Genomic DNA, 25,569 nt, shown 5'->3' with positions numbered 1-25,569 from the left:
TATACAAAAATATTTAAATCATGGGCTAACATTTTAATTCCCTTTATTTTTTAGTGGAGTTCTTAAATATTAAACGAGCTTAATCATTTATCAAAAAATCTAAAATCATATTGAAAAATTAAAGAATATAATAAACAAGACTTATGGTAAAAAAAGTAAAAGATGATATTATATAAATATAAGGTTTATATAATTAGGGGGAAGGTTATGGATAATATTAAAACCAGTAAAAAAGAGTTATGCTTGATTATGTTGATTATGATAGTGTATATGATTATTCAATTATTTTATATGAATTTATCATCAGATGGTAAATTCTCAGGTGTTTGGGCTGGTCTTATGGTAGGATCTATTATAAGTGAACTTATGAAAGAACCAAGAGAAGATATATGGAGGAAGATATTTATAAGGTGCAGTATTCCAATGATTATGATATTTAATTGTATGCTGTTTAGATTTTCAATATATATACCTAATTATATAATCTTGTTGAGTATATTAGGAGTTTACCTAATTTATTTATATAAAAAAAATCTTGATAAACACATAAGAATTTTATGTGGTATTATGCTATTTATATTAATATTATTCTTTTATACGGACTATTATATTAAATCAAACAATATAATAAAGGATATAAATTTTAGGAGATATATATCGAAAGAATATGATATAAAAGGAAAGATAGAACCTCATGATTTGGAGAACATTGAAAAGCTGATGATACATGGGTCAGCAGATATAAACAGTATAGAGGGGGTAGAGTATTTTACTAATTTAAAAGAACTAAATATTTCTGATGCTTATAGAATAAATGATTTTTCTCCTTTGGCGAAAAATGAGAGTCTCAAGGAGTTAGGATTATGGTATATGGATTTGAATGATTTGAAATCTATACCTGAAATTAATAATATAGAAGGCTTGAATATTTCACATCCTAGATATGGTAAACTGTATAATTTAAAAAACTTTCAAAACTTAAAAAAACTGCATATTAGGGGGATAGAATATACGAAAGATTTGAATTGTATAAAACCAGTTGAAAATATAAACGAGCTATATCTTGGAAGTTCCCAAATAGTTACTTTTGATGGTATAGAGAAATTTGAAAGTCTTGAAGAACTTTATTTAAATAGGATTTATCCACTTGATGTATCTAAAGTGTTCGAACTTAAAAATTTGAAGAAAGTAAGCATAGATGATTGCAATATACAAAAAAAGTATGCATTTATACAAAAACTAAAGGATAAAGGAATTGAAGTTGAAATGAAATAATATCCATATATAAACTTATAAAATATATTGACATACAATATGTATAATGGTACGATAATTATTAATAAAAACAAATCTTTAATACTGGTCCAGAGAGGCTGGGAAGGTTATAAATATGGATAAATATTAAATATGCATTTAATTGCGTATTTATATGAGTATGTCTGTAATTATGCCTTTCTATATAGAAAGGCATTTTTTAATATACAAAAAAATCTTTTAAAGTAGTCCAGAGAGGCTGTAAAGGAGGTAATATTATGTTAAAAGGAAGAAATTTAATCCAACCTAATGATTTTTCACTAGGAGAGTTAGACTCAGTATTAAGTCTTGGTGAAAAAATAATCCAAAACCCTGAGAAGTATACTGATGTTTGTAAAGGGAAGTTATTATCTACATTATTTTATGAGCCATCTACTAGAACTAGGTTCAGCTTTGAAGCTGCTATGCTTAGGCTAGGTGGAAGTTTAGTAGGTTTTTCTGAGCCGGGTTCATCTTCTGTATCAAAGGGAGAATCACTTGCTGACACTATAAGAACTGTTGGGTGCTATGCTGACATAATAGCTATGAGACATCCAAAGGAAGGTAGTGCCTACCTTGCATCTAAATACTCAAATATACCTGTAATAAATGCAGGTGATGGAGGACATCAACATCCTACCCAAACTCTTACTGATTTACTTACTATAAAATCTTTGAAAAAAGATTTAAATAATCTTACTATAGGGCTTTGTGGAGACTTAAAGTTTGGCCGTACTGTACATTCGTTAGTTAAGGCCATGGCTAGATATCAAAACACAAAGTTTATATTCATATCCCCATCTGAACTTAAGATTCCAGACTATATAAAAGAAGAAATACAGGGAAACTACTACGAAACTTCAAGCTTAGAAGAAGTAATAGACAAGGTTGACATACTTTATATGACTAGGGTACAAAGAGAGAGATTTGTAAGTGAAGAAGAATATCTAAGACTTAAAGACAGCTATATACTTACAAAAGATAAATTAAAAAATGCAAAAGAAGATATGCTTGTACTTCATCCACTTCCAAGAGTAAATGAAATATCAACTGAAGTAGATGATGACCCTAGAGCTGTGTATTTTGAACAGGCTAGATACGGAATGTTTGTTAGAATGGCTTTAATTATGAAGTTATTGGGGGTTGATGTAGATGCTTAATATAAATAGTATAAAAAAAGGCATAGTAATAGATCATATAAAGGCTGGATGTGGATATAAGATATTTAAACAATTAGGACTTCATAAGGCTGATTACTCAGTTGCACTTTTAAAAAATGTAAGTTCAAAGGCCATGGATAAAAAAGATATAATAAAAATTGAGAATGAAATAAATATAGACTTTACAGTACTTGGGATAATAGATCCTAATATAACTGTTAATGTAATAGAGGATGAGAAAATAAAAGAAAAAATAAAGCTTTCAATTCCTGAAAAGGTAAAAGGAATATTTAAATGTAAAAATCCAAGATGTATAACTACTGTTGAGAATATAGATGAAGTTGAGTTTATATTGGTCAATGAGGAAAAGAAAGAGTATAAATGTGAGTACTGCGAAAGTAGAACATCTTTGTAATTAATACTATATATTAAAAATAAGGCTCATAAAAATGATTTTAAGCAAAATCATTTTTATGAGCCTTATTTTTAATATATTTGAGATTCATTATTTGTATTTGTCAAGGAGAACATGAAATTAAAATTTAAAAAATTTTACAGGTTACAACTTATATGATATAGTAAAGTTGTTGCAAAAAAAATACTATTATTTTTTTATAGGAAATTATATAGTTTTGAATCTGTGGATAACATTGATTGAATATCTGCACTTGCAACTATTTTGAGCAACGGAGCCCGTAGGTATCGTTGGCGATATGAGTCAGTGCGTAGCAATTAGACGAATTTTTTATTTAATTCTTATAATACACATCTCAGTTCTAGCATATTTTTATATCTAGTTTCATAAATCTCAAATTTCAGATATTAAAAAATCTATATTTTCAATAAAAAACACAAAATATCTATTTGTGCAGATATAATTATTTTGCACTTTTTATTATGCATAAAAAAGGGGGTAGAAAGATTGATTAAATTCGAAAATATAAAAAAATCTTTTGATAAAAGTGTAGTAATCAATAATTTAAATTTAGAAATAAAAGAAGGAGAGTTTGTTGTATTCATTGGAGAGAGTGGATGTGGTAAAACTACAACAATGAAAATGATTAATAAACTTATAGAACCTACTGAGGGGAAAATATACATAAATGGAAAAGATATATCTAAGGTTAAGTCTACGGAACTTCGTAGAAATATAGGTTATGTAATACAAAGAGTGGGCCTATTTCCTCATATGACTGTTGGAGAAAATATAGAGTTAGTTCCTCTTCTTAAAAAATGGGAAGAAAAGAAAAGACATGAAAGAGCTAGAGAATTACTTGATTTAGTAGGGCTTCCTGCTAATGAATATTATGATAGATATCCGCATGAATTAAGTGGAGGACAGCAGCAAAGGGTAGGTATTGCTAGAGCTCTTGCTGTGAATCCAGATATAATACTTATGGACGAGCCTTTTTCGGCACTTGATCCTATAACAAGAGAGCAGCTTCAAGATGAAATGGTTAGACTTCAAGAGGAACTAGGGAAGACTATTGTACTAGTATCTCATGATATGGATGAGGCTATAAAGCTTGCAGATAAAATAGCTGTTATGAATGATTCAAAGGTTGTACAATACGCATCACCAGAGGAAATACTAATTAATCCTGCAAACGAATTTGTAGAAAATTTTGTTGGCAAGGATCGTCTATGGAGACAACCAGAAATGTTATCTTCTAAGGATATAATGATAAAGGATTATCCAAAGGTATTTACTGGAAGAAGTATAGTACAGGCTATAGAGAGAATGAAGGAAAGACAAGTTGAATTTTTAATAGTTATAGATAAGGAAAATAATTATCAAGGTTATGTAACAAGAAAAGAGTTTATTAATACAGATTCTAGTGTGAAGATGAAGGATATAAAGAATACTAGTGTTGAACCTATTAATGAAGATTTAAATTTAGTTGAGGTTATAGATATTATGAAGAAAAAGCATGTAAGATTCCTTCCTGTTACCAACAAAGAAAATGTAGTTAAAGGGGTAATAACTAAGAGTTCACTACTTAATGTTATATCTGATTTAATAAATATAGATTAAAAAGGGGTTGAGATTAGTTGTTTAATTATATGATAAATAATATGGGGCTAATTATACAAAAGTTAGTTGAACATATGGAAATAACCTTAATAGCAGTTTTATTTGCGGTTATTGTAGGTGTACCTTTAGGCATTATAGTTTCAAAAAGTGAGAAGTATGGAAGTATGATATTAGGAGCTGCTAATATATTTCAGACTATACCAAGTCTTGCTTTATTCGGATTTATAATCCCAATACCTATTATAGGCGGAATAGGATATAGACCTGCTGTTTTAGTATTGTTTTTATATGCATTACTTCCTATTATAAAAAATACATATATAGGTATTAATAGTGTTGATAGAGCGGTTAAAGAATCTGCAAAAGGTATGGGGATGACTTCAAGACAGATTCTTCTAATGGTTACTTTGCCACTTGCATTTCCTATAATTATGGGAGGGATTAGGGTTGCAACAGTTATTAATATAGGTACAGCAACAATTGCATCACTTATAGGAGCAGGTGGATTAGGGGATTTCATATTCAAAGGAATATCTATGAGTGATACAGGAATGATATTAGCAGGAGCTATTCCTACTACTGTACTTGCTTTATGTGTAGACTTTATATTAGGGATTGTAGAAAACAAATTACCTGTTAGAGCTGTTGGTCATATGATAACTAATAAAACTGTTATGAAAAAAGCTCTGATATTTACTATGATACCTGTAATATTAATAGGTTCTATATTTTATGCTAGAATAAATAAAAAAGACGATGTTATAACAATCGGGACTAAAAACTTTACAGAAGCAAGGATTATGGGAGAGTTGTTATCTGTATATATTGAAAATAACACTGATTTAGAAACAGATGTTATAGAGCTTGGTGGAACATTCCCAGCATTTAAGGCTTTGGAATCTAAAGAAATAGATATGTATGTAGAGTATACAGGAACAGGGTATGTTAGTATACTTAAAAAAGAAGGGGATATACCTTCATCTGATGAAGTATATAATATAGTTAAGAAAGAGTTTAATGATAAATATAACCTGAAGTGGTTTAAATCACTAGGATTTAACAATACATTCACTATGACTGTTAAAGAAGAATTAGCTGAGAAATATAATATAAATAGTTTTTCTGATTTAGCTAATCTTTCAGACAAGTTAAGATTTGGATCTACAGTTGAAATGCTAGAAAGACCGGATGGGTATCGTGGATTAAAAGAGCTTTATGGATTTGACTTTAAGGATATTAAGGCTTTAGAACCAGGTCTTTTATATAATGCTATAGATGAGAATAAAGTAGACGTTATAAATGCTTTTGCAACTGATGGAAAACTAAAGGAGTTAGGACTTAAGGTATTAGAGGATGATAAAGGCTACTTCCCACCGTATTATGCAGCTCCACTAGTTCATAATGAAACTTTAAAAGAATATAAAGAGCTTACACCTCTTTTAAATAATTTAGAAAATATATTAAGCGATGAAGAAATGCAAAAACTAAATTATAGAGCAGATGTTAAAAAAGAAGATTTAAATGTAATAGCTACAGATTTTTTAAAGGATAAAAATTTAATTAAATAAATTTATTCCTATTGGGTATGAATACCAGTAATCACGCTTATTAAAATAAGGCTATAAAAGCTAATATTTTAATAAGTGTGTTTTTTTATTGACTTTATCTTGGTTTTAGTGATATACTAGAAAAGTTGTTCTGTTGTTGCGGCGAAACAGAGTATAAGTATAAATAATTTTTCAAAATAATCTTATCGTTAGTTCTAAAATTATTATTAAGATACTTTTCATTTTATTCTTAACATAAAAAATAATATAGAATTGTTTTATGTTAAGGATTCTTAAAATATTCGAATTATTAAATCTGATTTATTCTATTTTAAATTTCCAATGTAAATTATTTAAATGAAAAAATTGTATAATTAACTGCATTTGAGTTTTAATATAATAACATGGATTACCATATGTTTACATAGTATTCATATTTAGTATAAAGGGTTAGGTTTTAATCATAGTGTTTTTTCGAATAACTCATTATTTACTAATATATATTATTAGTTTCTTTGCTGTGCGATACTTACAAATAAAAATAAAAAAGGAGGTACAACTATGACAAAAGAAGTTATATTTTCACTTATTGGTTTATTTCTAATAACGTCTTTTACCAATATTTTAGCAACATTAAAATCTATATTAATATCAAAAAAAATTATGAATCCAGTTTATTTTTTAGTATTTATAGATGCTATGATTTTTGCAATGGTAGTTAATAAAGTGACTAGTTCTGAAGGAATGCATTTTACTGTTGCATATGCACTAGGTAAACCTGTAGGAGTTTTTATAGGATCAAAAATTGAAGAACGTTTAGCACTTGGTATTTTGGAAGTAGATTTGTTTTTGAAGAATAAAGATAAAATGATTGAAATAGCAGAAAAACTTAGAGCGGTAGGTTATACAGTTAATAATTTTCTAGCTAGAGGTAATAACGGAGATGCAAGATATAAAGTTGAAGTCGTAATAAAGAGAAATGAATTTAAAGTGTTTCAAACTATTTTGAATGAATGCGGTGTTACTAATCCAACTCTAAAAATAAAGAATCTAAGTAAAGTAGATGGTAAAATCACCACAACAAGTATTCAAACGAATTAATAGATATTGATATCTATGCATAATATAAAGGTGATATACCTTTATCCAAAGAATTATATAATGATACGACCAAAACAGGGGGAATTAGGATGGAGGAAAATATTAAAATTATAAGAAAAAGTGAACACAAGACAACTGAGTGGTCTGGAGGGACTACAACACAATTGTGTATATATCCATATGATTCTGAGTATAAGGAACTTAATTTCAAGTGGAGGCTAAGCTCTGCAAGGGTTGATGTTGATGAATCAGTATTTACTCACCTACCTAATATTAAGAGAAAAATAATGATTTTAGATGGTGAATTACTTTTAGAGCATGAAGGTCATCATAGCGTGAAGCTTAAAGAATTCGAGCAAGATAGATTTTGTGGTGATTGGAAGACAAAGAGCTATGGAAGAGTTACAGACTTTAACCTTATGATGAATGACTGTGAAGGGGATTTAGAATATATGTGTGTTGATGAGTGTAGTTCTAAAAAAATCGTATTTGATATTAATAAACAAGAATATGATTATGTAGCAAATGTTTTGTATGTAGTGAGTGGGAATGTTAGTATAGAAATAGATTCACAAGCGACACTTTGTGAAGGAGATTTACTTTTAAGTTATATGGGAAAAGATGAAGAATCTAAAGAAGTAAATATTATTAATAAACTTGATAAAAATGCAAAATTTATTAGAAGTATAATATATTTTAGTAATTAGATTAACAGCCACCTGAGTTTAAAATTAGGTGGCTTTTGAAATTCAACAAGAGTTCTTTAATAAATTTGGTCAATTGGGGAAAAATATGAAACATACTATATAATTCAGTATTAAACTAAATGATTAATATGATAAGTATCTAAATTTGGAGGAATAGATAATGAATAAAGAAGTAATTTCAGATAAACAAGGGATATCAATTGTAACTTTGTTTATAATAGGGTCCAATTCTATATTTGTAATGGGACTTGAAGCTAAACAAGATGCCTGGTTAGCTTTTATTTTAGCAATGATTATGGTATTCCCTATGGTTATTATATATTCTCGTATTCACTACATATTTCCAGATAAAGATTTGTTTGATATTTTTGAAATTTGTTTTGGAAAGTTCATTGGGAAAATAATGATATTACTATATACATGGTTTGTATTTTTCTTTGCTTCTGATATTTTAGTAAACTATGGACAGTTTATTAGAATTGTTAATTTAGAAAATACTCCTCAAATCGTACCAATCATAAGCTTGTGTATTTTATGTGCTTGGGGAATAAAAGAAGGTATTGAAGTTTTGGGAAGGTGGGCAGAATTTTTATTGCCTATACCTATTATTTCTTTTTTTATTATGATACTATTGTTGACTCCAGATATGAATATGGACAATATGAAACCTACATTAGCTGAAGGATTTAAACCTGTTTTAGAAGGTGCTTTTAGTGCATTTACTTTTCCATTTGTTCAAACAGTAGTATTTACTATGGGCTTTTTCAGTTTTAAAACAAAGAAATCTCCTTATAAAATTTATATACTAGGGTTATTGATAGGAGGAATATTTTTATGCATACTTTCTATAATCAATATTTTAGTTATAGGAGTAGATGCTGCAACAAGAGTATATTACCCCACTCGTGCTACTGCTTCAAAAACAGAGTTGGGTAATTTATTTCAAGGAGCAGAAGTAATGGTATTTCTTACATTTATATTAGGTGGTTTTATTAAAATAAGTATACTATTGCTATGTATATGTAAAGGGATTACTAAAGTATTTGGATATAAAAAGTATAGATTTATCATAATACCTATTTCTTTATTAGTAATTAATCTATCGTATTTTCAATATGATAGCATACCATATTATTATGAATTTAATAAAGAGGTATGGCCTTACTATCATTTCCCATTTCAAGTTATTTTTCCTATTTTTATATGGATTATTGCTGAAATAAAGAATAAACGGTCAATTAAAGCACAATAGTATAATGAAATTTCGGTTAACGATACTTATTATTTTGAATTAAGCCATGGTTATTCATGGCTTTTATTAATGTATATTTATCTTCTTTTGTGTTTAGATGATATATTTTTATTGCAATATTTCAAGAAAGTTTCTATAAATTTAGTTAATTTGGAAAACATATATAATAGTTAACTAATATTTGGAGGAGCAACTAATGAATAAAGAAGCTATTTCTAATAAGCAAAGGATATACATTATAAGTTTATTTATAATGGGAAGTTCAATGATACTGACTACAGCAGGTGAAGCAAAAAAAGATATATGGGTAGCTCTTATTTTATCAATTTTGTCTGCTTTGCCTATAGTATTAATACATGCTCGTCTTCAATCACTTTTTCCTAATGAAGATTTGTATGATATCCTTGAACTTGTTTTAGGCAAATATATTGGTAAAGGAATCTGTATATTATTTATTTGGTTTTCATTCTTTTTAGGTGGATTAGTATTAAGAGTTTTTGGTGATTTTATTTATGTAGTTGCTCTTCCAGAGACTCCTGAAATTATACCAATGATATTTACTGGTGTATTATGTATTTGGATAGTTAAGGAAGGAATTGAAGTAATAGCTAAATGGAGCGAATTTTTTTTTATAATAATTATTGTTTTGATAGTAATAGTTTTCTTATTATTAATTGATAAAATAAACATAAATAATTTGCGTCCTTTATTTAATGAAGATTTAAATATAGTTATGGAAGCTTCTTTTCATGCATTTATATTTCCATTTACTCAAACAATTGTATTTACAACAATTTTTTCTTCATTTGATAAAAAAGCTTCTTACAAGGTGTATACATTAGGGATATTAATAGGATGGGTAGTATTATTTGTACTTTCTGTTAATGATATCTTAGTGTTAGGGGTTGCTGTTTCTAAAAATATGTACTTCCCGTCATATGCATCTGTTAGATTATTAGAAATAGGAGACATATCTGCTGGTTTTGAAATTGTTATAGCTGGTGCATTTTTAATTGCTGGATTTATAAAAGTAAGTATGTGTTTATTAAGTACTTGTAATGGAATTGCTAAAATACTTTGTTTTAATGATTATAAATTTTTAGTTACTCCAATTGGGTTATTGATAATTAATTTATCTTATTTTATTCATGATAGCATAATGGAAAAATCAAAATTCGCATTAGATATATATCCTTTGTATGCTCTTCCGTTTCAGGTTATTTTACCTATTCTTATACTCATTGCAGCTGAAATAAAAAAGAAACAATTAGTAGATAATTTAAAATAAGAAATATGTGTGTTACAAGTATTCTGAGCCTATAGTTAAAAGTACAAAGTAATCTTTAGCTATAGGCTCAAGTTATATAAGTTTGACTTTTAGAATTCTATTCAATAAAAAGTCAAAATAGTTAATATAATTTATCTTGGTTTCATGAAATAATTATATAAAAATAAATAAGAAGTCCATGCTTTAAGTATAGGAAAAAATGGTTTGATATAGAATTATAAAATAAGAAACTGTTAAGGCAGATAAAAGAAATTAATTTCGAGGTGAATGTATTTTGAATATAAAAAATATACAATCTTTTGAATGGGGACAAATAGAGTGGATTTATGAGCCTAATCCTAGCAATTCTATGAATATAATAAATGTAGGAATAACTACAATTTTTCAAAATAAGCGTCAAGATAGGCATATACATTATGGTAATGAACAAGTGATATATGTATTATCTGGAAAAGGAATTCAGCTTATTGAAGATAAAATCAGTAATATAAATTCAGGTTTGATCTATCATATTGAAGCAGGATCTGTTCATGAAACAATAAATACTGGAGATGAACCTATAAAACAACTTGTTATATCAGTTCCTGTTAATTATGAACAAAATTTATTACAAAAAAAGAGTACTATTCTTACTAAAAACACAACATATCAAGATATCACAAAAATCAATGATGAGATAAAAAATATATATGAAACAATAGCTGAACCATTAAAAATACCAATTTCTATTTTTGATTTAAACGGAAATATTATTATATCAGGTAGAAACTATCCTGAAATTTGCACATCTAAGTGTTCAGTTGATAAAAGCATTGAAAACTGTTGTATTTATAAAATTAAGAATGGATATGAATCACCTAATCATACAGATTTATCAGCTTTTGTATGTCCTTGTGGACTAACCGTATTCATTATGCCTATTATATTCAACAATGAAATTATTGGAACAATTAAAGGAGGACATATTCGAACATCTTCATGCAGTACTCAGTTAGACAACTATGGCTATACGGATTCAAGCTTTTCGGATGGACTACCTAATTCTTTACAGACTACACCAAAAGGGACGTTAAATGCTATAATTCAACAAATAAAAAAATTGGGTGTAGCTATAGAGAATGCTTATATTTTAAAAAACAAGGAAGAAGAATCATTAAAGTCATTAAAAGATGAAATGTTAGATATAAAGATTAATAACCATTTTTTATTTAATACGCTAAATAGTATAGCAAGTCTTGCTATAAAAGAAAATTCTTTAAAAACCTATGAAAGTATCATGAATCTTTCCAAAATGTTGAAATATACTTCAAAAAATCGAATCTACTTTATTCAATTAAAAGATGAAATTAGCTATTTACAAAATTATATTAGCTTGCAAGAGCTGAGATTTGGGCACAAGTTGGAAGTGAATTTTTATATTAAAACTAACATAGAAAATAAAACTATTCCATTCAATTGCTTGCAACCAATTATAGAAAACTGCTTTACTCATGGATTTAAAAATATGAAAAAAGATATGAAAATAGATATTATTTTAAAATTATATAAAAATAACTTAATAATTGAAATTAACGATAATGGAGAAGGATTAAATGAAGAAGATTTAAATAAGCTTAAAAATAAGATTAATAATTATGAAAAATATGAAATGAGTGGATTAATGATGGTTTATTCTAAGTTACAATTACTTTATGAAAATAATTGTAAATTTGAAATAAGTAGCTCGCTAAATAAAGGTATGAGCGTAAAAATAAGTTTAATTTAAAAATATATTATAGAGCTTATATAGGAGGAGTTAGAATGAGAACAGCCATTATTGCTGATGATGAAGAGTTATCTGTTGAACTTATAAAATATCTAATCAAAAAAAATGATTTACCCATAGAAGTTATTGGAGAGGCGTTTGCAGGAGATGAAGCATTAGATATGATAAATAAGTTAAAACCTGATATTGCCTTTATAGATATTAGAATGCCCATTTTAAACGGACTTGAAGTTATAAAAAAAATAAAAGATTTACAAAAACAATCTATTGATTTTATTGTTATTACTGCATATCGTTATTTTGAATATGCTCAACTATCTTTAAGGCTAGGAGCAAAAGATATACTACTTAAGCCTATTGAATCTGAGCAATTTGTTGAATCTGTAGAAAAAATATTAGAATATAAAACTTCAGACAACCAAATTTTAAACCAAGTACTAGAACACATACATAATAATTATCAAGAAAATATTGAATTAAAAAAATGCGCGGATAAATATCATACAAGTTCAAGTTATATTGCAAGAGTGTTTAAAAAACACTGTGGAGTAACATTTGTTACATATATAAATAATTTAAAGATTAAAAAGGCTCGTGAGTTATTAAAAGAGGGAGAATTGTCAATTAAAGAGGTAGCGCATAAAGTAGGTTATAATAATCTAAACTATTTTTATAAGATATTTAAAAAGAATACAGGTGTTACCCCAAATATGTTTAAACAATTATAAATTTATTATTCGATTTTGTTTAATAATAATAGATACAACTGATATTATGCTAGATGTTTTAAGAACTTATATGAGTGGAATAGAAAAGATATATATTAAAAAGTAGTGTATACTAAGAATAGATAGATAGAAAAAAATAACGCTTATTAAAATATTTCTACTAAATTAAGAATAGTAGTTATTATTTAATAAGCGTTTTTTATCTAGCTTTATACCATCAATGCATTACGTATAATGAAATTTATATACATATAATAGCGATTTATGAATAGATATCGAAGGTGTTCCTTGAAAATTTAGAAAATTTAAAATAATTAAAAAATTGGATTGCGTATAATATTATTTATATGGTAAAATAATTTCAAATATAGGATGAAAATTTTCCTTAATATTTTACATATCATAATGCAATCATTTAATGAAAATACGAAATCTTAAGGTTTAATCTAATCCTAATTATAAAATAAGGGGGGATTTAACAATGAGTGAAGCAGTTATTGAGAAAAAAGGTCATCCAGCGGGTTTTTGGCTGGTATCAACGCTTCAAATATTTGAAAGATTTAACTACTATGGTATGAGAGGTCTGTTGATGTTGTTTTTAACAACAACTGCAATTCAAGGGGGACTAGGACTTGATACTGTTACAGCGGCGACTATTTATTCTACATTTACTATGAGTGCATATTTTGCTCCACTATTAGGTGGATATATATCAGATACGTTTTTGGGAAAGAGAAGCACTTTCTTTATTGGTTCTATATTTATAGCTATTGGAACCTTCATGCTGTTTATGACTAATACAAAAACTATGTTGTATGGATCTTTAATGTGTATTGTAATTGGTAATGGTCTTTGGAAGCCTAATATAACTTCTATTGTAGGGGATTTTTATGATAATAATGACCCTAGAAAAGATGGAGCATATTCTATTTTCTATACATTTATAAATATAGGTGCTCTTTTAGCTCCTTTTATATGTGGTACAGTTGCAGAAAAAATATTTGCAAAAACAAATGGAACAGAAGTGATTAGTTATGGATATAAGTATGGATTCCTTACTGCATCTATAGGTATGTTAATTGGAACTGTAATATATATATTATTTGGTAAAAAATATCTTGGTGATGTTGGAAAATATGATGCATCTAAAAAACAAGCTAAAAATAAAGATTTAAATAAGTCAGAAAAACAACCTTTAACAAAGGATGAAAAGAAAAGAGTTTTTGCAATTTGTGCACTTTCTTTCTTTGTTATCATTTTCTGGGCTGCATTTGAGCAAGCAGGTTCCAGTTTAACTATGTATACACATGATTATATTAATAGAAATGTAGGTGGATTTGAGGTTCCAACAAGCTGGTTCCAATCTATAAATCCATTTTTATGTATAGTTTTAGGTCCTATATTTGCTATGTGGTTTATTAAGCTGTCTAAGCGTGAAAAAGGAGATATTCCTACAGCAACAAAAATGGGCTATGGATTAATTATTCTTGGTATTGGATTTGGACTTATGGCTGGGGCAGCTCTTGAGAGAGGAAATTCAACTGATATAGCAGTAAAAGCAAATATATTATGGTTATTTGGTGCATATACTATGCATACAGTTGGAGAAATGTTCTTATCTCCTGTTGGATTATCTATGGTTAGTAAGCTTGCTCCAAAGCAAATTGCCGCTATTATGATGGGGGTATGGTTATTTGCAACTGGTGTTGGTAATTATATTGCGGGTATGTCTGCAGCCTTTGTTGAATCGTGGGGAGGACTTCAAGTGTTTGGATTGGTAACAGTAATAACTATAGGTTCAGGAATTATTCTTTGCCTACTTAGTCCAATTTTCCAAAAGATTATGGTTTTAGATAACGAATAATTTAATATATTAATACCTTGTAGTTTTTTACTATAAGGTATTTTTTTGCCATTGAGTTTTATAATGTGTCATATAAAAATGATATATTATAAAAAGTGAAAGGAACACAGAATGCGTTTACATGTAGTATCAATATTCTTAGCCTATATCTAAATACTAAAAAATAGTATTTAGATATAGGCTTAAGTTTTATCTAGCTTAAATACTCGACCACTGTAAACGATCAAATAACCTATTCCATATCTTGATACCAAGAACTCTCCAACTATAACTCCAACCCATGACATACCAATATTGATCTTAACTATATTTATAATATTACCTATATTAGAAGGAAGAATAAGCTTTGTGAGTATTTGATATTTAGTTGCACCAAAGCTTTTTAGCATTTTAATTTTTTCTTCTTCAACGGTTATGAAGTAGTTATAGGCTGAAAGTATTGTAACTACTATTGATATGGTAACAATAACTACTATTCCAGTAATTCCAGCTCCAGCCCATATTATAAGTATAGGAGCAAGAGCCGTCTTTGGGAGAGCATTTAACACAACTAAGAATGGGTCTAGTATTTTAGCCAAGTTTTCATTCCGCCAAAGCATTATAGCTATTATTATCCCACCTACAGTTCCAAGAATAAACCCTAAAATAGTTTCATAAACAGATATTCCTACGTGTTTAAATATTTCTCCATTTGAAGAATATTTTATAAATAGCTTGAATATATCAGATGGCTTACTAGTTAAGAATACATCTATAAAGTTTAGATTAGCAGCTACTTCCCAAATGAGTACAAATAGCACAAGTACTAATATTTGATAGAGTATAATTTTTCTTTTGTTTGATTTAACTGATTTTAAATAAGCTTCATATTCGCTAGAGAAGTTTGTCTTTTTCATCGTTGATATTAGTGAGTATAATCAATAGTCTATTTAAGTATGGGATAGCATCTCTGCTGCATTGTATGAACTTCTTACTAAGGGCTTCGTCTTTATACTTCTTAAATATATGTGCATGAACATATTCAACAACAGGATAATGTTCTTTGCTTGGTGCTAGATATTGACCTATTGTCAAATAATCACATCCTACTTGCATTAAGTCTCTAAGCAAGTCTAACACCTCATCTTCTCTTTCTCCTAAGCCTACCATAATACCTGATTTTGTATATATACTAGGGTCTATCTTTTTCACATTCTCTAATACTTTTAGAGATCTTTCATATATGGCTTGTATTCTACAGAGCACTACAAGCTTGAAATGATGTGCATTTGTATTAAAATTAAAGGCAAAGCCATGCATAGTTACTCCTCTTTTCACAGCTAATCAGATAGCAACTATTTTATCATTGCCTACCCATCCTCCTGTACCTTTAGCTGCTGGGTCCTTTTCTTTAATAACATTTATTTCCCTAATTATAGTTTTCATATTAATTCCTTCTTAAATAATTTCTAGTAAATATATGGAATTTATGATGATTATATAAATGCAATATATCAATATGATATATCAATATGATAAAAATATCGATATGATTTTTTACTAGTACCTCTTTTTATAGGAATAGGGTTGATATCGTTTTTATTGGATGATTCATAGACTATCTGGTCTTTGACATAGGTATAGTCACCTATAATTGTTAAAGAAGTATGTTTAGAGACTACGTATAATAAATTATATATATAAAAAAATATCAAAATGATAAAAAATACTTGAAAAAGCCATAATAAGAGAATATAATTAAAAATAAATTAATATCAAAATGATAAAATTCAAAATTAAGGTGAGTGTAAACAGTTTGTAAGTATACAACGTATTATTTAATCCTGAGTATCCATATAGTAATAATTAAAAATAATAGTAATAATATAGGTGGTAAAATTATTGCAAAATTGGAACACTTCAACCCACTTGGAAGTGTAAAGGATAGAGTCGGCTATGCAATGATTATTGATGGTGAAGAGAAAGGCTTGATTAAGGAAGGAACAGTGCTAATTGAGCCGACAAGTGGCAACACTGGTGTGGGACTTGCTTTTGTTGCTGCATCCAAGGGGTATAAACTTATCCTTACAATGACTGATACTATGAGTGTAGAAAGAAGAAATCTACTTTCTGCTTTAGGGGTGGAACTAGTATTGACTCCTGGCGCAAAGGGGGTGAAAGGTACAATTGACAAAGCTTTTGAACTGGCTGAAAAATACGAGAATTCATATGCATGTCAGATTAACATTTGCACATTAAAAATTGAAAATAATTACTTATCAAGAGAGACGGAGGGAATAGGCCCTATGAAGTCCAGCAACAACTGTCAGTTGGAGAACTGCCAGTCACGTGCTAATTCCTGCAGTTAATAATTTTGCTGAAAGATGAGTCACTCATGTACTTCTTTAGGTAAAAATAAGGAGTGCTTTTTTATAAATAGAAAATAAGGAGGCAACAATGGTTAGAATACCGAAAGGCATAATAAATGCTCAATATGATTACATCGAAAAAGCGAAAGCCTACATAGGCGGGGAAATACCTTTTGAAGAGTTTAAGCATTATGCATCGCCTATGGGGGTATATGCTCAGAAACGCGAAGGGACATTCATGGTAAGGCCAAGGATATTTTCGGGCATCATCACTAAGGAAAAACTAGAAGCGGTTGTTGAAATAGCAAAGAGGTTCTCTGGTGGGGAAATCCATCTGACAACCCGTCAGGATATTCAGTTCCACGGATTGAGTATCGAGGATACAATTGAGATATTTGAAGTACTGACACCTCTTGGTCTCATTGGCAAAGGCGCTGGGGGGAATGCCATAAGAAATATTAACTGTTCACCTTTATCAGGAGTAGAGGTAGGAGAAGTGTTTGATGTTAACGAACATGCGAAAAAGGCAACTGAATTTATCTTGCAAATGGAGGGAATGACGAAACTTCCAAGAAAATATAAGATTGCAATCTCAAACTCACCAAAGGATACTGCTTTTGCAACAATATCCGATCTAGGTTTCATAGCTAAAATTCAAGACGGAAGAAGAGGTTTTGAATTGTATGGCGGTGGCGGTCTGGGCGGTGTTCCAGATATAGCCCTGAAGTTAGAAGCATTTATTCCAGAAGAAGAGATACTGTATCATATTGAAGCCATGAAAAGGTTGTTTGAAGACGAAGGGGACAGAACAAACAGGAATAAAGCAAGGATCAGGTTTATTAAATACCGTTTAGGTAATGAGGCCTTTACAGAAAAGTACAGGGTGTATGTAGAGAAAGTGAAGTCAGAGAAAGATCTCTATATAGAATTTAAATCGGATGTAGAGTTAGATAATAAATTAGGTGAAGGTACAAATAAAAGTTTCGAAGGACTGAGGGATTTCAGAGTAATTAATCAGAGAAACAAAGGTTATTACTCCTTATATTTGCACCCTGAAAATGGTGATTTGAATGTAGGAGATTTAGATAAAATTCTCGATATAACTGATTTGTTGGACTATGACGTGGAATTTAGATTGTCAAATTCTCAAGGAATTTATATTCGAAATGTAAAGGAGAAAGATGTAGAGAGTTTCATAAAGTCTATTTCTGCTTTTACCAAGGAAACAGATATTGAAAACTCCACGACCTGTACTGGAGCAAAAAATTGTAGAATCGGACTGTGTAATTCTCAGGGATTGCTGAAGGAAATCAATAAAGTCCTTGAAGGTTACAGTATTGAGTTTAAGAGCCAATTACCTAAAATCCATGTATCTGGTTGTAGAAATTCCTGTGGATGGCATCATATTGGTACTCTAGGTTTTTCTGGTGCGGCAATTAAAACTGAGAGTGGTTCGATTCCTGCATATACAGTTCATATAGGTGGGCGAGTAGGAAGCGAAATTTCAAAGCTGGGAGAAAACAAAGGTGTTTTACCAGCTCGAAAGGTACCTCGATTTGTTGATAGGTTGCTTGAGAGATTTGAAAAATGTGAAATTAAGGACTTTGATAGGTTTATTGATGTCAATGAAACCTTAATAATAACCCTGATTAATGAGCTTAAAACGGTAGATGACATTCCAAAAGATATAAAGTATTTTGACTTTGAAAATCAAAAACCTTATTTATCAAAATAGAAGCTAACTAGTAAGTGGAAATAGATGAAGATTTATAAATTTGAATAATGTGATGATAGGAGGTAAGGGGAAGGTGAATAAAGCTGAAAAAAATATTGTTTGGCATTCTATGAATATAACCAGAGATGATCGTGAAAAATCCTTAAAACAGACAGGTCTGTTGTTATGGTTTACTGGTCTTTCTGGATCGGGTAAGTCCACTATAGGTTCTGCAGTAGAGCAAAGACTATATGATCTCGGGAAAGCCACATATCTCCTTGATGGTGACAATGTCAGGCATGGATTGAATAAGGATTTGAGTTTTTCGGAAGAAGACAGGAAAGAGAATATCAGACGGATTGGTGAAGTTGCCAACCTCTTTGTGGATTCCGGTTTGATAATCATAGGTTCATTCATCTCCCCATATATAGAGGGTAGAGATCAAATAAGAAAATTATTAGGAAATAGGTTTATAGAGATATATGTGGATTGCAGTTTGGAGACTTGCGAGCAACGAGATCCCAAAGGCTTATATTCGAAAGCCAGAAACGGTGAAATTAAGCAGTTTACGGGAATTGATTCAGAATATGAAGTTCCGGTTAATCCCGAAATAGTAGTTAAGTCAGATGAAATGACTGTAGAAGAGTGTGTTGATAGGATTATCAAGTATATTGACGGGAAAGTCTTTTAAGAAAATAGAAAAAGAGAAAGGAAATGCTTATGAATTTGCAGATAAAAACATTACAAACAGATGTACTGATAATAGGTGGCGGTGCTGCCGGGTGCTTCAATGGGATAAAGCTGGCCGAAAACAGTAGTCTGCAAATCATTGTGGCTGACAAGAGCAATATTGTTAGAAGCGGTTGCCTTGCAGCAGGAGTAAATGCTCTAAATGCTTATATAGGCAAAGGTGAGACACCTGAAAGTTTTTTGGACTATGTTAGGGAGGATTCGGAAAAAGTAATACGAGAAGACCTTGTTTATTCCATAGCGCAACGATTAAATGATGTTACTAAGAAGATTGAAGCCTTGGGACTGCCGATTTTAAAAGATGACAACGGCGATTATGTTATGCGGGGGAAGCGTAGCATCAAAATTAATGGGGAGAATATTAAACCCATTTTGGCGGGGGCTTTAAATCAATTTGATAACATCAAGGTTTTAAATAATCTGGTTATTATTGATTATTTGATGAAAGATAACAAGGTTATAGGTGCTTATGGATTATCACTAAAAGATGCTTCGGTATATTTCATAAATAGTAAAATGACTGTCTGTGCAACTGGAGGTGCATCGGGGATATATAAGCCCAATAATCCAGGATTTTCAAAGCATAAGATGTGGTACAGCCCTTTTAATACAGGGGCAGGGTACGCAATGGGTATTAGAGCTGGTGCAGAGATGACTACTTTTGAAATGCGGTTCATAGCATTGAGATGTAAAGACACAATTGCACCAACTGGGACCATAGCACAAGGCGTCAATGTAGGGCAAGTTGATAGAAATGGGAATGAATATGTACCTCGCTACGGCAAGGGGACAACTCCTATACGCTTATTGAGCACAGTGAAGGAAAATCGCAAGGGCAATGGACCTTGCGCCTTGAATACGAAAAGCATAACAGAAGTGCAGGAAAAGGAACTGTTTAAAGCCTATCTGAATATGGCACCATCTCAGACCCTTAAATGGTTTGATTTGAATGAGTCTCCTTCAAAGTATAATGTCAAGATAGCAGGAACCGAGCCATATATTGTTGGAGGTCATACCGGTAGCGGGTATTGGGTTGATAAGACCAGGAAGGCAACGTTAAGGAACCTATATGCTATCGGCGATGTTGCCGGAGGCAGTCCAAAGAAATATGTGACTGGGTGTTTTGCAGAAGCTGAGATAGCAGCAGAATCAATTTTGAGAGAAATCGACGTAATCGAGCTAGATAAAACAGCTGATGAAATTGCTTTAGAGTTATTTGAATCAGTAAAAGGTAGATTGGAGTATGATCGAGATTCCTATATAAAGATTCAGTCATTAGAGAAGGAAATGCAGAGTGTCATGGACGAATTTGCAGGGGGTATCTCTACAGGCTATGAATACACATTAGGAAACTTACATATAGCGGAAGAGCGGCTTATGGAATTGATGAAGGAGGCAGTAGTTATGAAAGCCTCTAACCTTCATGAACTGATGTTTATATATGAAATCATAGATCGTTTATTTGTTGCAAATGTATTGCTAAAGCATATGGAAGCCCGTAAGGAAACCCGATGGAGAGGGTATCAAGAAAATCTAGACTTTAGTTATAAGGATGATGAGAACTGGCTTAAATATGTTAACTCAAGATATGTTAATGGCAATGTTGAAATTATACTTAGGAATCTTGTAGGAAAGGATGATGCTTATGAGCATCAGAATTAATCGAAATAAATGTATTAGTTGTTCAAAGTGCGAAAAAGTGTGTCCGGGTAATTTGATTCAAATGAATGATAAGAGGAAAGCTGAAATCAAGTATAAAGACCAATGCTGGGGTTGCACAGCTTGTCTTAAGGAATGCGGCCAAAAGGCAATAGAATTTTATTTAGGTGAAGATATTGGTGGGCGAGGATCATATTTGACTGCTAGAGTTAATGAAACTGAAGTTGAATGGACAATAACCAGTCCTAATGATAAAAAACATGTAATAGTGGTGAATAGGAAAGATGCAAATAAGTATTAACCTGGATTAAGGAGGGGAAGAGGTGCAATTTAAAAGAGAGTTGGAATTGGCCAAAACTTTGGCTATTGAAGCTGGAAAAGTGATTCTTGAAATCTATAAAACTGATTTTGATGTAGGTTACAAAGAAGATCAATCACCTCTTACCTTGGCGGATAAAGCTGCCAACGATGTGATTATTCCAAGACTAGAAGAAGAGTTTCCTGGGTATGGAATTTTATCTGAAGAATCAAAAGATGATGGATTGCGATTGAAGAAGGACTATTGCTGGATTGTCGATCCATTGGATGGCACAAAGGAGTTTATTAAGAAGAACGGTGAATTTACCGTGAATATAGCGTTATCCTATAATGGAATCTCAATATTAGGCGTTATCTACGCTCCTGTATTGAATGAGCTTTATTACGCAGTAAAGGATCGAGGTGCTTTTTATGAAAAGGATTCTCATATAGAACAAATTCATGTTTCTGAGCGTACAGAAGGTTTGAGAGCATTGGGCAGTCAATCTCACAGATCTCATGCGTTTAATGAACTTATGGATGCAAAAAAAGAGCAGGTTGAGTCTATTTTAGCAGTGGGAAGTTCTTTAAAAGGATGCATGATTGCGAAAGGTAGAGCCGAGATATATTACAGATTTGGATTGACCAGCGAATGGGATACGGCTGCTCAACAGATTATTGTTGAAGAGGCTGGAGGTATTTTCAAGCAGATGGATCATTCCGAGATGCGGTACAACAGAGTGAATACCCTTAACGAAAAGGGATTCTATATTCTAAATCACACGAGTAGTGGATTGTTAGGAGGCTTAATATGAATCATTTAGATAAATTGGAAAGCAGAAGTATTCACATACTTCGGGAAGCGTATAGTGAATTTAAGAATCTTGGGATGCTGTGGTCCATAGGAAAAGATAGTACTGTGCTCCTTTGGCTTGCACGAAAAGCATTTTTCGGACATGTGCCGATCCCGTTGATTCACATAGATACCCATTTTAAAATTCCAGAGATGATTGAGTATCGTAATAGGCTTGCTTTGGAATGGAGTTTGGATATGATCTATGGTGAAAATACTAAGGACCTAGAGGAAAAAAGAACATTCCCCGATGGTAATGTCACAAGGCTTCAATGCTGTAAAAATCTTAAGTCTGATGCTCTTAAGCATACTCTGAGCGGAGAGTGGACTAGATATAGAATAAATCATGACACTGGACTATATGACGTTGATAAGAATAAAGAGCCCTATACAGGTGTAATTGTAGGGGTTAGAGCGGATGAAGAGGGAAGCCGCTCGAAGGAGAGATATTTTTCCCCAAGAAATGTGAATAACGATTGGGATGTAGGGGATCAGCCTCCTGAGTTTTGGAATCAATACAAGACAGAGTTTGCCCCTGGAACTCACCTGAGAATCCATCCGCTGTTGGATTGGACTGAGTTGAACATATGGGAATATATCGAGAGAGAGAAAATTCCTGTGGTATCACTTTATTTTAATCAAGGTGAAGGGAAGAGGTATAGGTCACTGGGATGTTATCCATGTACTGGCGCTGTTGAGTCCGATGCGAGGAATGTTCAGGAGATAATTGAAGAATTGAAAACAGGAAAGTTTGCCAATATTGCAGAACGTTTTGGCAGGGCACAGGATAAGGAAGATGGCGGTGGTCTAGAAGATTTGAGACGTGACGGATATATGTAGGAGGGGAATATGATTAGAGAAATAGATAAGCAAAGGGAAAGGATGAACATTGTTATTGTCGGTCACGTAGACCATGGGAAAAGCACCATTATTGGTCGTTTGCTGGCAGATACAGGTTCTCTTCCAGAAGGAAAGTTGGAGATGGTCAAAGAGCGATGTAAAAGGAATTCAAAGCCTTTTGAATATGCCTTTTTATTGGATGCATTAAAGGATGAGCAGGAGCAGGGCATTACTATCGATGCAGCGAGATGTTTCTTTAAAACAGACAAGAGGGATTATATTATCATAGATGCCCCAGGGCATATTGAGTTCTTAAAGAACATGATAACCGGTGCATCGAGAGCAGAAGTTGCATTACTTGTTATCGATGCTAACGAAGGAATAAAGGAAAATTCCAAAAGACATGGCTATTTGCTGTCAATGCTAGGTATTAAGAAGGTAGCTGTTTTAGTAAATAAAATGGATTTAGTGGATTATAAACAGGATGTTTTTGAAGGTATTGTGAGCAATTATAGGACATTTCTTAAGAAAATCGATGTAGAGCCTCAGTGTTTTGTACCGGTAAGCGGCTTCTTTGGTGACAATATTGAAGTCAAGTCTGAAAATACAGAATGGTATAAAGGAGATTCTGTCTTAGAACTTTTAGACAGCTTTAGAACTGAAGATGCAGAGGATGACTTGCCTTTCCGAATGCCTGTTCAAGGTGTTTACAAGTTCACTAAAGATGGTGATGACCGTAGAATTGTTGCGGGATCAATAGATTCAGGGACTTTGAAAGTAGGGGACGCAGTAACATTCTATCCTTCAGGGAAAAAGAGTCGTGTAAAGTCAATAGAAGGTTTCAACGTTGAGAAGAAAGATAGCGCAAAATCTGGACAAGCCACAGGATTTACTTTAGAGGAACAGATTTATATAAAGCGCGGTGAGATTGTTATCCGTTCTGTTGAAGTTGCACCGAAATATTCAGAAAGAATAAAAGCCAATATTTTCTGGTTAGGAAGGCATTCACTCACTACGGACAAGACATATACATTTAAAATAGGCACTGCAAAAGTTCAAGGGCAGATTGAAAAAATTATTAAAGTGATGGATGCCTCAGATTTGAATATTGATGAGAAGGCTGTTGTAGATCGTCATGATGTTGCAGAGGTAATTATCAAGACTCAGAAGACTGTTGCTTTTGATTTAGCTTCAGAATTGGCCAATACAAGCCGGGTAGTAATCGTTGATGAGTACGAGATCTCCGGTGGTGGAATTATTATTGACCAGTTGGAAGCCGCACCTGCAGCTGGACAAGATAATGCTGGGATCATCAAGCTATCTAATTATGAGCGAAAGATTTCAAGAGAGACCAGAGCTGAGAAATTCAACCAGAAACCTACCTTGGTTCTTTTGGTTAGTGAACAATGGGATCGAGTATCCAAACTGTGTGATGCTGTAGAAGCAAATCTGTTTTTAAATGGAAGACAGACATATTACTTGAAGGCAGAGCACCGATTGTCCTTGGCTGAAGTTGTTGATTGGAGCAAGTTTCTATTAGATTCAGGGCAGATTGTAATAGCCGATGCAGAGGAAATAGGGTATGATTCCAGAGAAATTTTGGAGCAAGTTGATAATGATACACTTATTATAGATTTTGATGGCAATACTGAAGGGATAGCAGATTTATCACTAGCTATTGATATGCAGTCGGAAGAGGTTGTTGTTAGGGAAATTGCTAGACTGTTAAAGAAAAAAGGTAGAATTTTTAATATTGGGTAGGTGAAGACATGACTGGAAAGAGAAAAAGTTTTTTGAAGACAATAACATGGCGGTTTACGGCAACGTTAACGACGCTAATATTGGTTTATTTATTAAGCGGAGAATTAAAAGTGGCTGGAACCGTTGCTTTCTTTGAGGTTTTCATAAAGATGTTGCTTTATTATTTGCATGAAAGGATGTGGGAAAAGGTAAAGGTAAAAGAGATTGTGGAACATTATATATAACCCAAGTTAAAAATATTTTGCAAAAAACCATTAACATTATACCCTTGCCAGGTATACAACACATCTAATCAAGCTTCGGACCATCGAGTTTTTTGCTCGATATCCTTTCGGGATATTAAGTGCACAGTGTGACAACCGTTCCAGTAGGTACGGATGATTAATAACTTAATATTGACTCTTATTAAAAGTGGTGGAGGGACTGGCCCTGTGAAACCCGGCAACTGCTGTCAAGAAAAAACTTGACAGTCAAATGCTAAATTCTGCAGTTATTCGTAACTGAAAGATAAGGAATATCTTAATTGTTTTATACGAAAATCCAAGATCATTTTGTTATCAAAGTAGTCTTTTTTTAGGTGTGCCCAGCATAGGCGCAATCTATAGGG

Annotated in this window: 22 protein-coding genes, 1 pseudogene and 2 riboswitches; of the genes and pseudogenes, 21 read left to right on the top strand and 2 right to left on the bottom strand. The window is 31.5% G+C overall.

From position 1 onward, the window contains the following. Positions 1-207 precede the first annotated feature (207 nt). The 12 genes from M2214_RS13470 to M2214_RS13415 all read left to right on the top strand — a co-directional run bounded on the left by M2214_RS13470 (position 208) and on the right by M2214_RS13415 (position 14,740). Complete coding sequence (locus tag M2214_RS13470) at positions 208-1,275, top strand: leucine-rich repeat domain-containing protein (RefSeq protein WP_248479605.1); 1,068 nt, start codon at positions 208-210, stop codon at positions 1,273-1,275. Positions 1,276-1,532: 257 nt separating this feature from the next. Further along, positions 1,533-2,453: an aspartate carbamoyltransferase gene (gene pyrB, locus M2214_RS13465; protein WP_248479603.1), complete on the top strand. Its 921-nt coding sequence runs from the start codon at positions 1,533-1,535 to the stop codon at positions 2,451-2,453. Then, a complete protein-coding gene (locus M2214_RS13460; RefSeq protein WP_248479601.1) occupies positions 2,446-2,868 on the top strand; it encodes an aspartate carbamoyltransferase regulatory subunit in 423 nt (140 codons plus the stop codon). The genes pyrB and M2214_RS13460 overlap by 8 nt, the downstream gene beginning before the upstream one ends. A 507-nt stretch (positions 2,869-3,375) precedes the next feature. Continuing rightward, positions 3,376-4,488, top strand: coding sequence for an ABC transporter ATP-binding protein (locus M2214_RS13455; protein ID WP_248479599.1), 1,113 nt, complete (start codon positions 3,376-3,378; stop codon positions 4,486-4,488). A gap of 41 nt (positions 4,489-4,529) precedes the next feature. Then, the gene (locus tag M2214_RS13450) at positions 4,530-6,056 is read left to right on the top strand and encodes a glycine betaine ABC transporter substrate-binding protein (protein WP_248479597.1); all 1,527 of its coding nucleotides are present in this window, start codon (positions 4,530-4,532) and stop codon (positions 6,054-6,056) included. 540 nt (positions 6,057-6,596) lie between these two features. Next, positions 6,597-7,136 (top strand): DUF5698 domain-containing protein, encoded by a 540-nt coding sequence (locus tag M2214_RS13445; RefSeq protein WP_248479595.1) that lies wholly within the window; start codon positions 6,597-6,599, stop codon positions 7,134-7,136. An 89-nt stretch (positions 7,137-7,225) separates the two neighbouring features. Continuing rightward, positions 7,226-7,843, top strand: coding sequence for a HutD/Ves family protein (locus M2214_RS13440; RefSeq protein WP_248479587.1), 618 nt, complete (start codon positions 7,226-7,228; stop codon positions 7,841-7,843). 160 nt (positions 7,844-8,003) lie between these two features. Next, positions 8,004-9,095: a GerAB/ArcD/ProY family transporter gene (locus M2214_RS13435; protein WP_248479585.1), complete on the top strand. Its 1,092-nt coding sequence runs from the start codon at positions 8,004-8,006 to the stop codon at positions 9,093-9,095. 196 nt (positions 9,096-9,291) lie between these two features. Further along, entirely contained in the window at positions 9,292-10,383 is a 1,092-nt protein-coding gene (locus M2214_RS13430; protein ID WP_248479583.1) for a GerAB/ArcD/ProY family transporter, read from the top strand. Positions 10,384-10,657: 274 nt separating this feature from the next. Next, positions 10,658-12,148 carry a histidine kinase gene (locus M2214_RS13425; RefSeq protein WP_248479581.1) on the top strand — a complete coding sequence of 497 codons (1,491 nt, stop codon included), beginning with the start codon at positions 10,658-10,660 and terminating at the stop codon, positions 12,146-12,148. A 35-nt stretch (positions 12,149-12,183) separates the two neighbouring features. Further along, positions 12,184-12,876: a response regulator transcription factor gene (locus M2214_RS13420; protein WP_248479573.1), complete on the top strand. Its 693-nt coding sequence runs from the start codon at positions 12,184-12,186 to the stop codon at positions 12,874-12,876. A 481-nt stretch (positions 12,877-13,357) separates the two neighbouring features. Continuing rightward, on the top strand, positions 13,358-14,740 hold the full coding sequence (locus tag M2214_RS13415) for a peptide MFS transporter (RefSeq protein ID WP_248479571.1): 1,383 nt from the start codon (positions 13,358-13,360) through the stop codon (positions 14,738-14,740). Between the two features lie 182 nt (positions 14,741-14,922). Here the strand turns inward: M2214_RS13415 and M2214_RS13410 are convergent, their stop codons facing one another. Both M2214_RS13410 and M2214_RS13405 read right to left on the bottom strand, forming a co-directional pair. After that, a complete protein-coding gene (locus M2214_RS13410) occupies positions 14,923-15,636 on the bottom strand; it encodes an ABC transporter permease (protein WP_248479569.1) in 714 nt (237 codons plus the stop codon). Then, positions 15,614-16,057: a lipoyl synthase gene (locus M2214_RS13405; protein WP_326521600.1), complete on the bottom strand. Its 444-nt coding sequence runs from the start codon at positions 16,055-16,057 to the stop codon at positions 15,614-15,616. The genes M2214_RS13410 and M2214_RS13405 overlap by 23 nt, the downstream gene beginning before the upstream one ends. A 503-nt stretch (positions 16,058-16,560) precedes the next feature. On the opposite strand from M2214_RS13405, the pseudogene M2214_RS18370 reads away from it, so the two are divergent. From M2214_RS18370 to M2214_RS13360, 9 genes and pseudogenes are all read left to right on the top strand, one after another. Beyond that, positions 16,561-16,935: pseudogene (locus tag M2214_RS18370) on the top strand (pyridoxal-phosphate dependent enzyme); the annotation flags it as partial. A gap of 57 nt (positions 16,936-16,992) precedes the next feature. Continuing rightward, positions 16,993-17,110: riboswitch (SAM riboswitch) on the top strand. 66 nt (positions 17,111-17,176) lie between these two features. Beyond that, positions 17,177-18,823, top strand: a complete 1,647-nt coding sequence (locus M2214_RS13395) for a nitrite/sulfite reductase (RefSeq protein WP_248479567.1) — start codon at positions 17,177-17,179, stop codon at positions 18,821-18,823. A 73-nt stretch (positions 18,824-18,896) separates the two neighbouring features. Continuing rightward, positions 18,897-19,493, top strand: a complete 597-nt coding sequence (cysC, locus tag M2214_RS13390; RefSeq protein WP_256466683.1) for an adenylyl-sulfate kinase — start codon at positions 18,897-18,899, stop codon at positions 19,491-19,493. Positions 19,494-19,522: 29 nt separating this feature from the next. After that, a complete protein-coding gene (locus M2214_RS13385) occupies positions 19,523-21,214 on the top strand; it encodes an adenylyl-sulfate reductase subunit alpha (RefSeq protein WP_248479565.1) in 1,692 nt (563 codons plus the stop codon). Next, complete coding sequence (locus tag M2214_RS13380; protein WP_248479556.1) at positions 21,198-21,512, top strand: 4Fe-4S dicluster domain-containing protein; 315 nt, start codon at positions 21,198-21,200, stop codon at positions 21,510-21,512. Before M2214_RS13385 ends, M2214_RS13380 begins: the two co-directional genes overlap by 17 nt. A 22-nt stretch (positions 21,513-21,534) precedes the next feature. Then, positions 21,535-22,323 carry a 3'(2'),5'-bisphosphate nucleotidase CysQ gene (gene cysQ, locus M2214_RS13375; RefSeq protein WP_248479548.1) on the top strand — a complete coding sequence of 263 codons (789 nt, stop codon included), beginning with the start codon at positions 21,535-21,537 and terminating at the stop codon, positions 22,321-22,323. Continuing rightward, positions 22,320-23,201: a sulfate adenylyltransferase subunit CysD gene (gene cysD, locus M2214_RS13370; protein ID WP_248479545.1), complete on the top strand. Its 882-nt coding sequence runs from the start codon at positions 22,320-22,322 to the stop codon at positions 23,199-23,201. The genes cysQ and cysD overlap by 4 nt, the downstream gene beginning before the upstream one ends. A gap of 9 nt (positions 23,202-23,210) precedes the next feature. Next, entirely contained in the window at positions 23,211-24,962 is a 1,752-nt protein-coding gene (locus tag M2214_RS13365) for a sulfate adenylyltransferase subunit 1 (RefSeq protein ID WP_248479543.1), read from the top strand. Between the two features lie 8 nt (positions 24,963-24,970). Beyond that, the gene (locus M2214_RS13360; RefSeq protein ID WP_248479541.1) at positions 24,971-25,186 is read left to right on the top strand and encodes a DUF2061 domain-containing protein; all 216 of its coding nucleotides are present in this window, start codon (positions 24,971-24,973) and stop codon (positions 25,184-25,186) included. A gap of 175 nt (positions 25,187-25,361) precedes the next feature. Beyond that, positions 25,362-25,476: riboswitch (SAM riboswitch) on the top strand. Positions 25,477-25,569: the final 93 nt, after the last annotated feature.

The organism is Tepidibacter aestuarii (genome assembly GCF_934924865.1).
GTDB classification, from domain to species: Bacteria; Bacillota; Clostridia; order Peptostreptococcales; family Peptostreptococcaceae; genus Tepidibacter_A; species Tepidibacter_A aestuarii.
This window is presented reverse-complemented; position numbering and strand designations above follow the sequence as displayed.

Bases quoted from the DNA above. Each gene is read 5' to 3' on its own strand.
- M2214_RS13410 (WP_248479569.1), bottom strand. From the start codon at position 15,636: ATGAAAAAGACAAACTTCTCTAGCGAATATGAAGCTTATTTAAAATCA.
- M2214_RS13430 (WP_248479583.1), top strand. From the start codon at position 9,292: ATGAATAAAGAAGCTATTTCTAATAAGCAAAGGATATACATTATAAGT.
- M2214_RS13450 (WP_248479597.1), top strand. From the start codon at position 4,530: ATGGGGCTAATTATACAAAAGTTAGTTGAACATATGGAAATAACCTTA.
- M2214_RS13420 (WP_248479573.1), top strand. From the start codon at position 12,184: ATGAGAACAGCCATTATTGCTGATGATGAAGAGTTATCTGTTGAACTT.
- M2214_RS13415 (WP_248479571.1), top strand. From the start codon at position 13,358: ATGAGTGAAGCAGTTATTGAGAAAAAAGGTCATCCAGCGGGTTTTTGG.
- M2214_RS13440 (WP_248479587.1), top strand. From the start codon at position 7,226: ATGGAGGAAAATATTAAAATTATAAGAAAAAGTGAACACAAGACAACT.
- M2214_RS13385 (WP_248479565.1), top strand. From the start codon at position 19,523: ATGAATTTGCAGATAAAAACATTACAAACAGATGTACTGATAATAGGT.
- M2214_RS13445 (WP_248479595.1), top strand. From the start codon at position 6,597: ATGACAAAAGAAGTTATATTTTCACTTATTGGTTTATTTCTAATAACG.
- pyrB (WP_248479603.1), top strand. From the start codon at position 1,533: ATGTTAAAAGGAAGAAATTTAATCCAACCTAATGATTTTTCACTAGGA.
- M2214_RS13435 (WP_248479585.1), top strand. From the start codon at position 8,004: ATGAATAAAGAAGTAATTTCAGATAAACAAGGGATATCAATTGTAACT.
- M2214_RS13380 (WP_248479556.1), top strand. From the start codon at position 21,198: ATGAGCATCAGAATTAATCGAAATAAATGTATTAGTTGTTCAAAGTGC.
- M2214_RS13460 (WP_248479601.1), top strand. From the start codon at position 2,446: ATGCTTAATATAAATAGTATAAAAAAAGGCATAGTAATAGATCATATA.
- M2214_RS13470 (WP_248479605.1), top strand. From the start codon at position 208: ATGGATAATATTAAAACCAGTAAAAAAGAGTTATGCTTGATTATGTTG.
- cysD (WP_248479545.1), top strand. From the start codon at position 22,320: ATGAATCATTTAGATAAATTGGAAAGCAGAAGTATTCACATACTTCGG.
- M2214_RS13360 (WP_248479541.1), top strand. From the start codon at position 24,971: ATGACTGGAAAGAGAAAAAGTTTTTTGAAGACAATAACATGGCGGTTT.
- M2214_RS13395 (WP_248479567.1), top strand. From the start codon at position 17,177: ATGGTTAGAATACCGAAAGGCATAATAAATGCTCAATATGATTACATC.
- M2214_RS13365 (WP_248479543.1), top strand. From the start codon at position 23,211: ATGATTAGAGAAATAGATAAGCAAAGGGAAAGGATGAACATTGTTATT.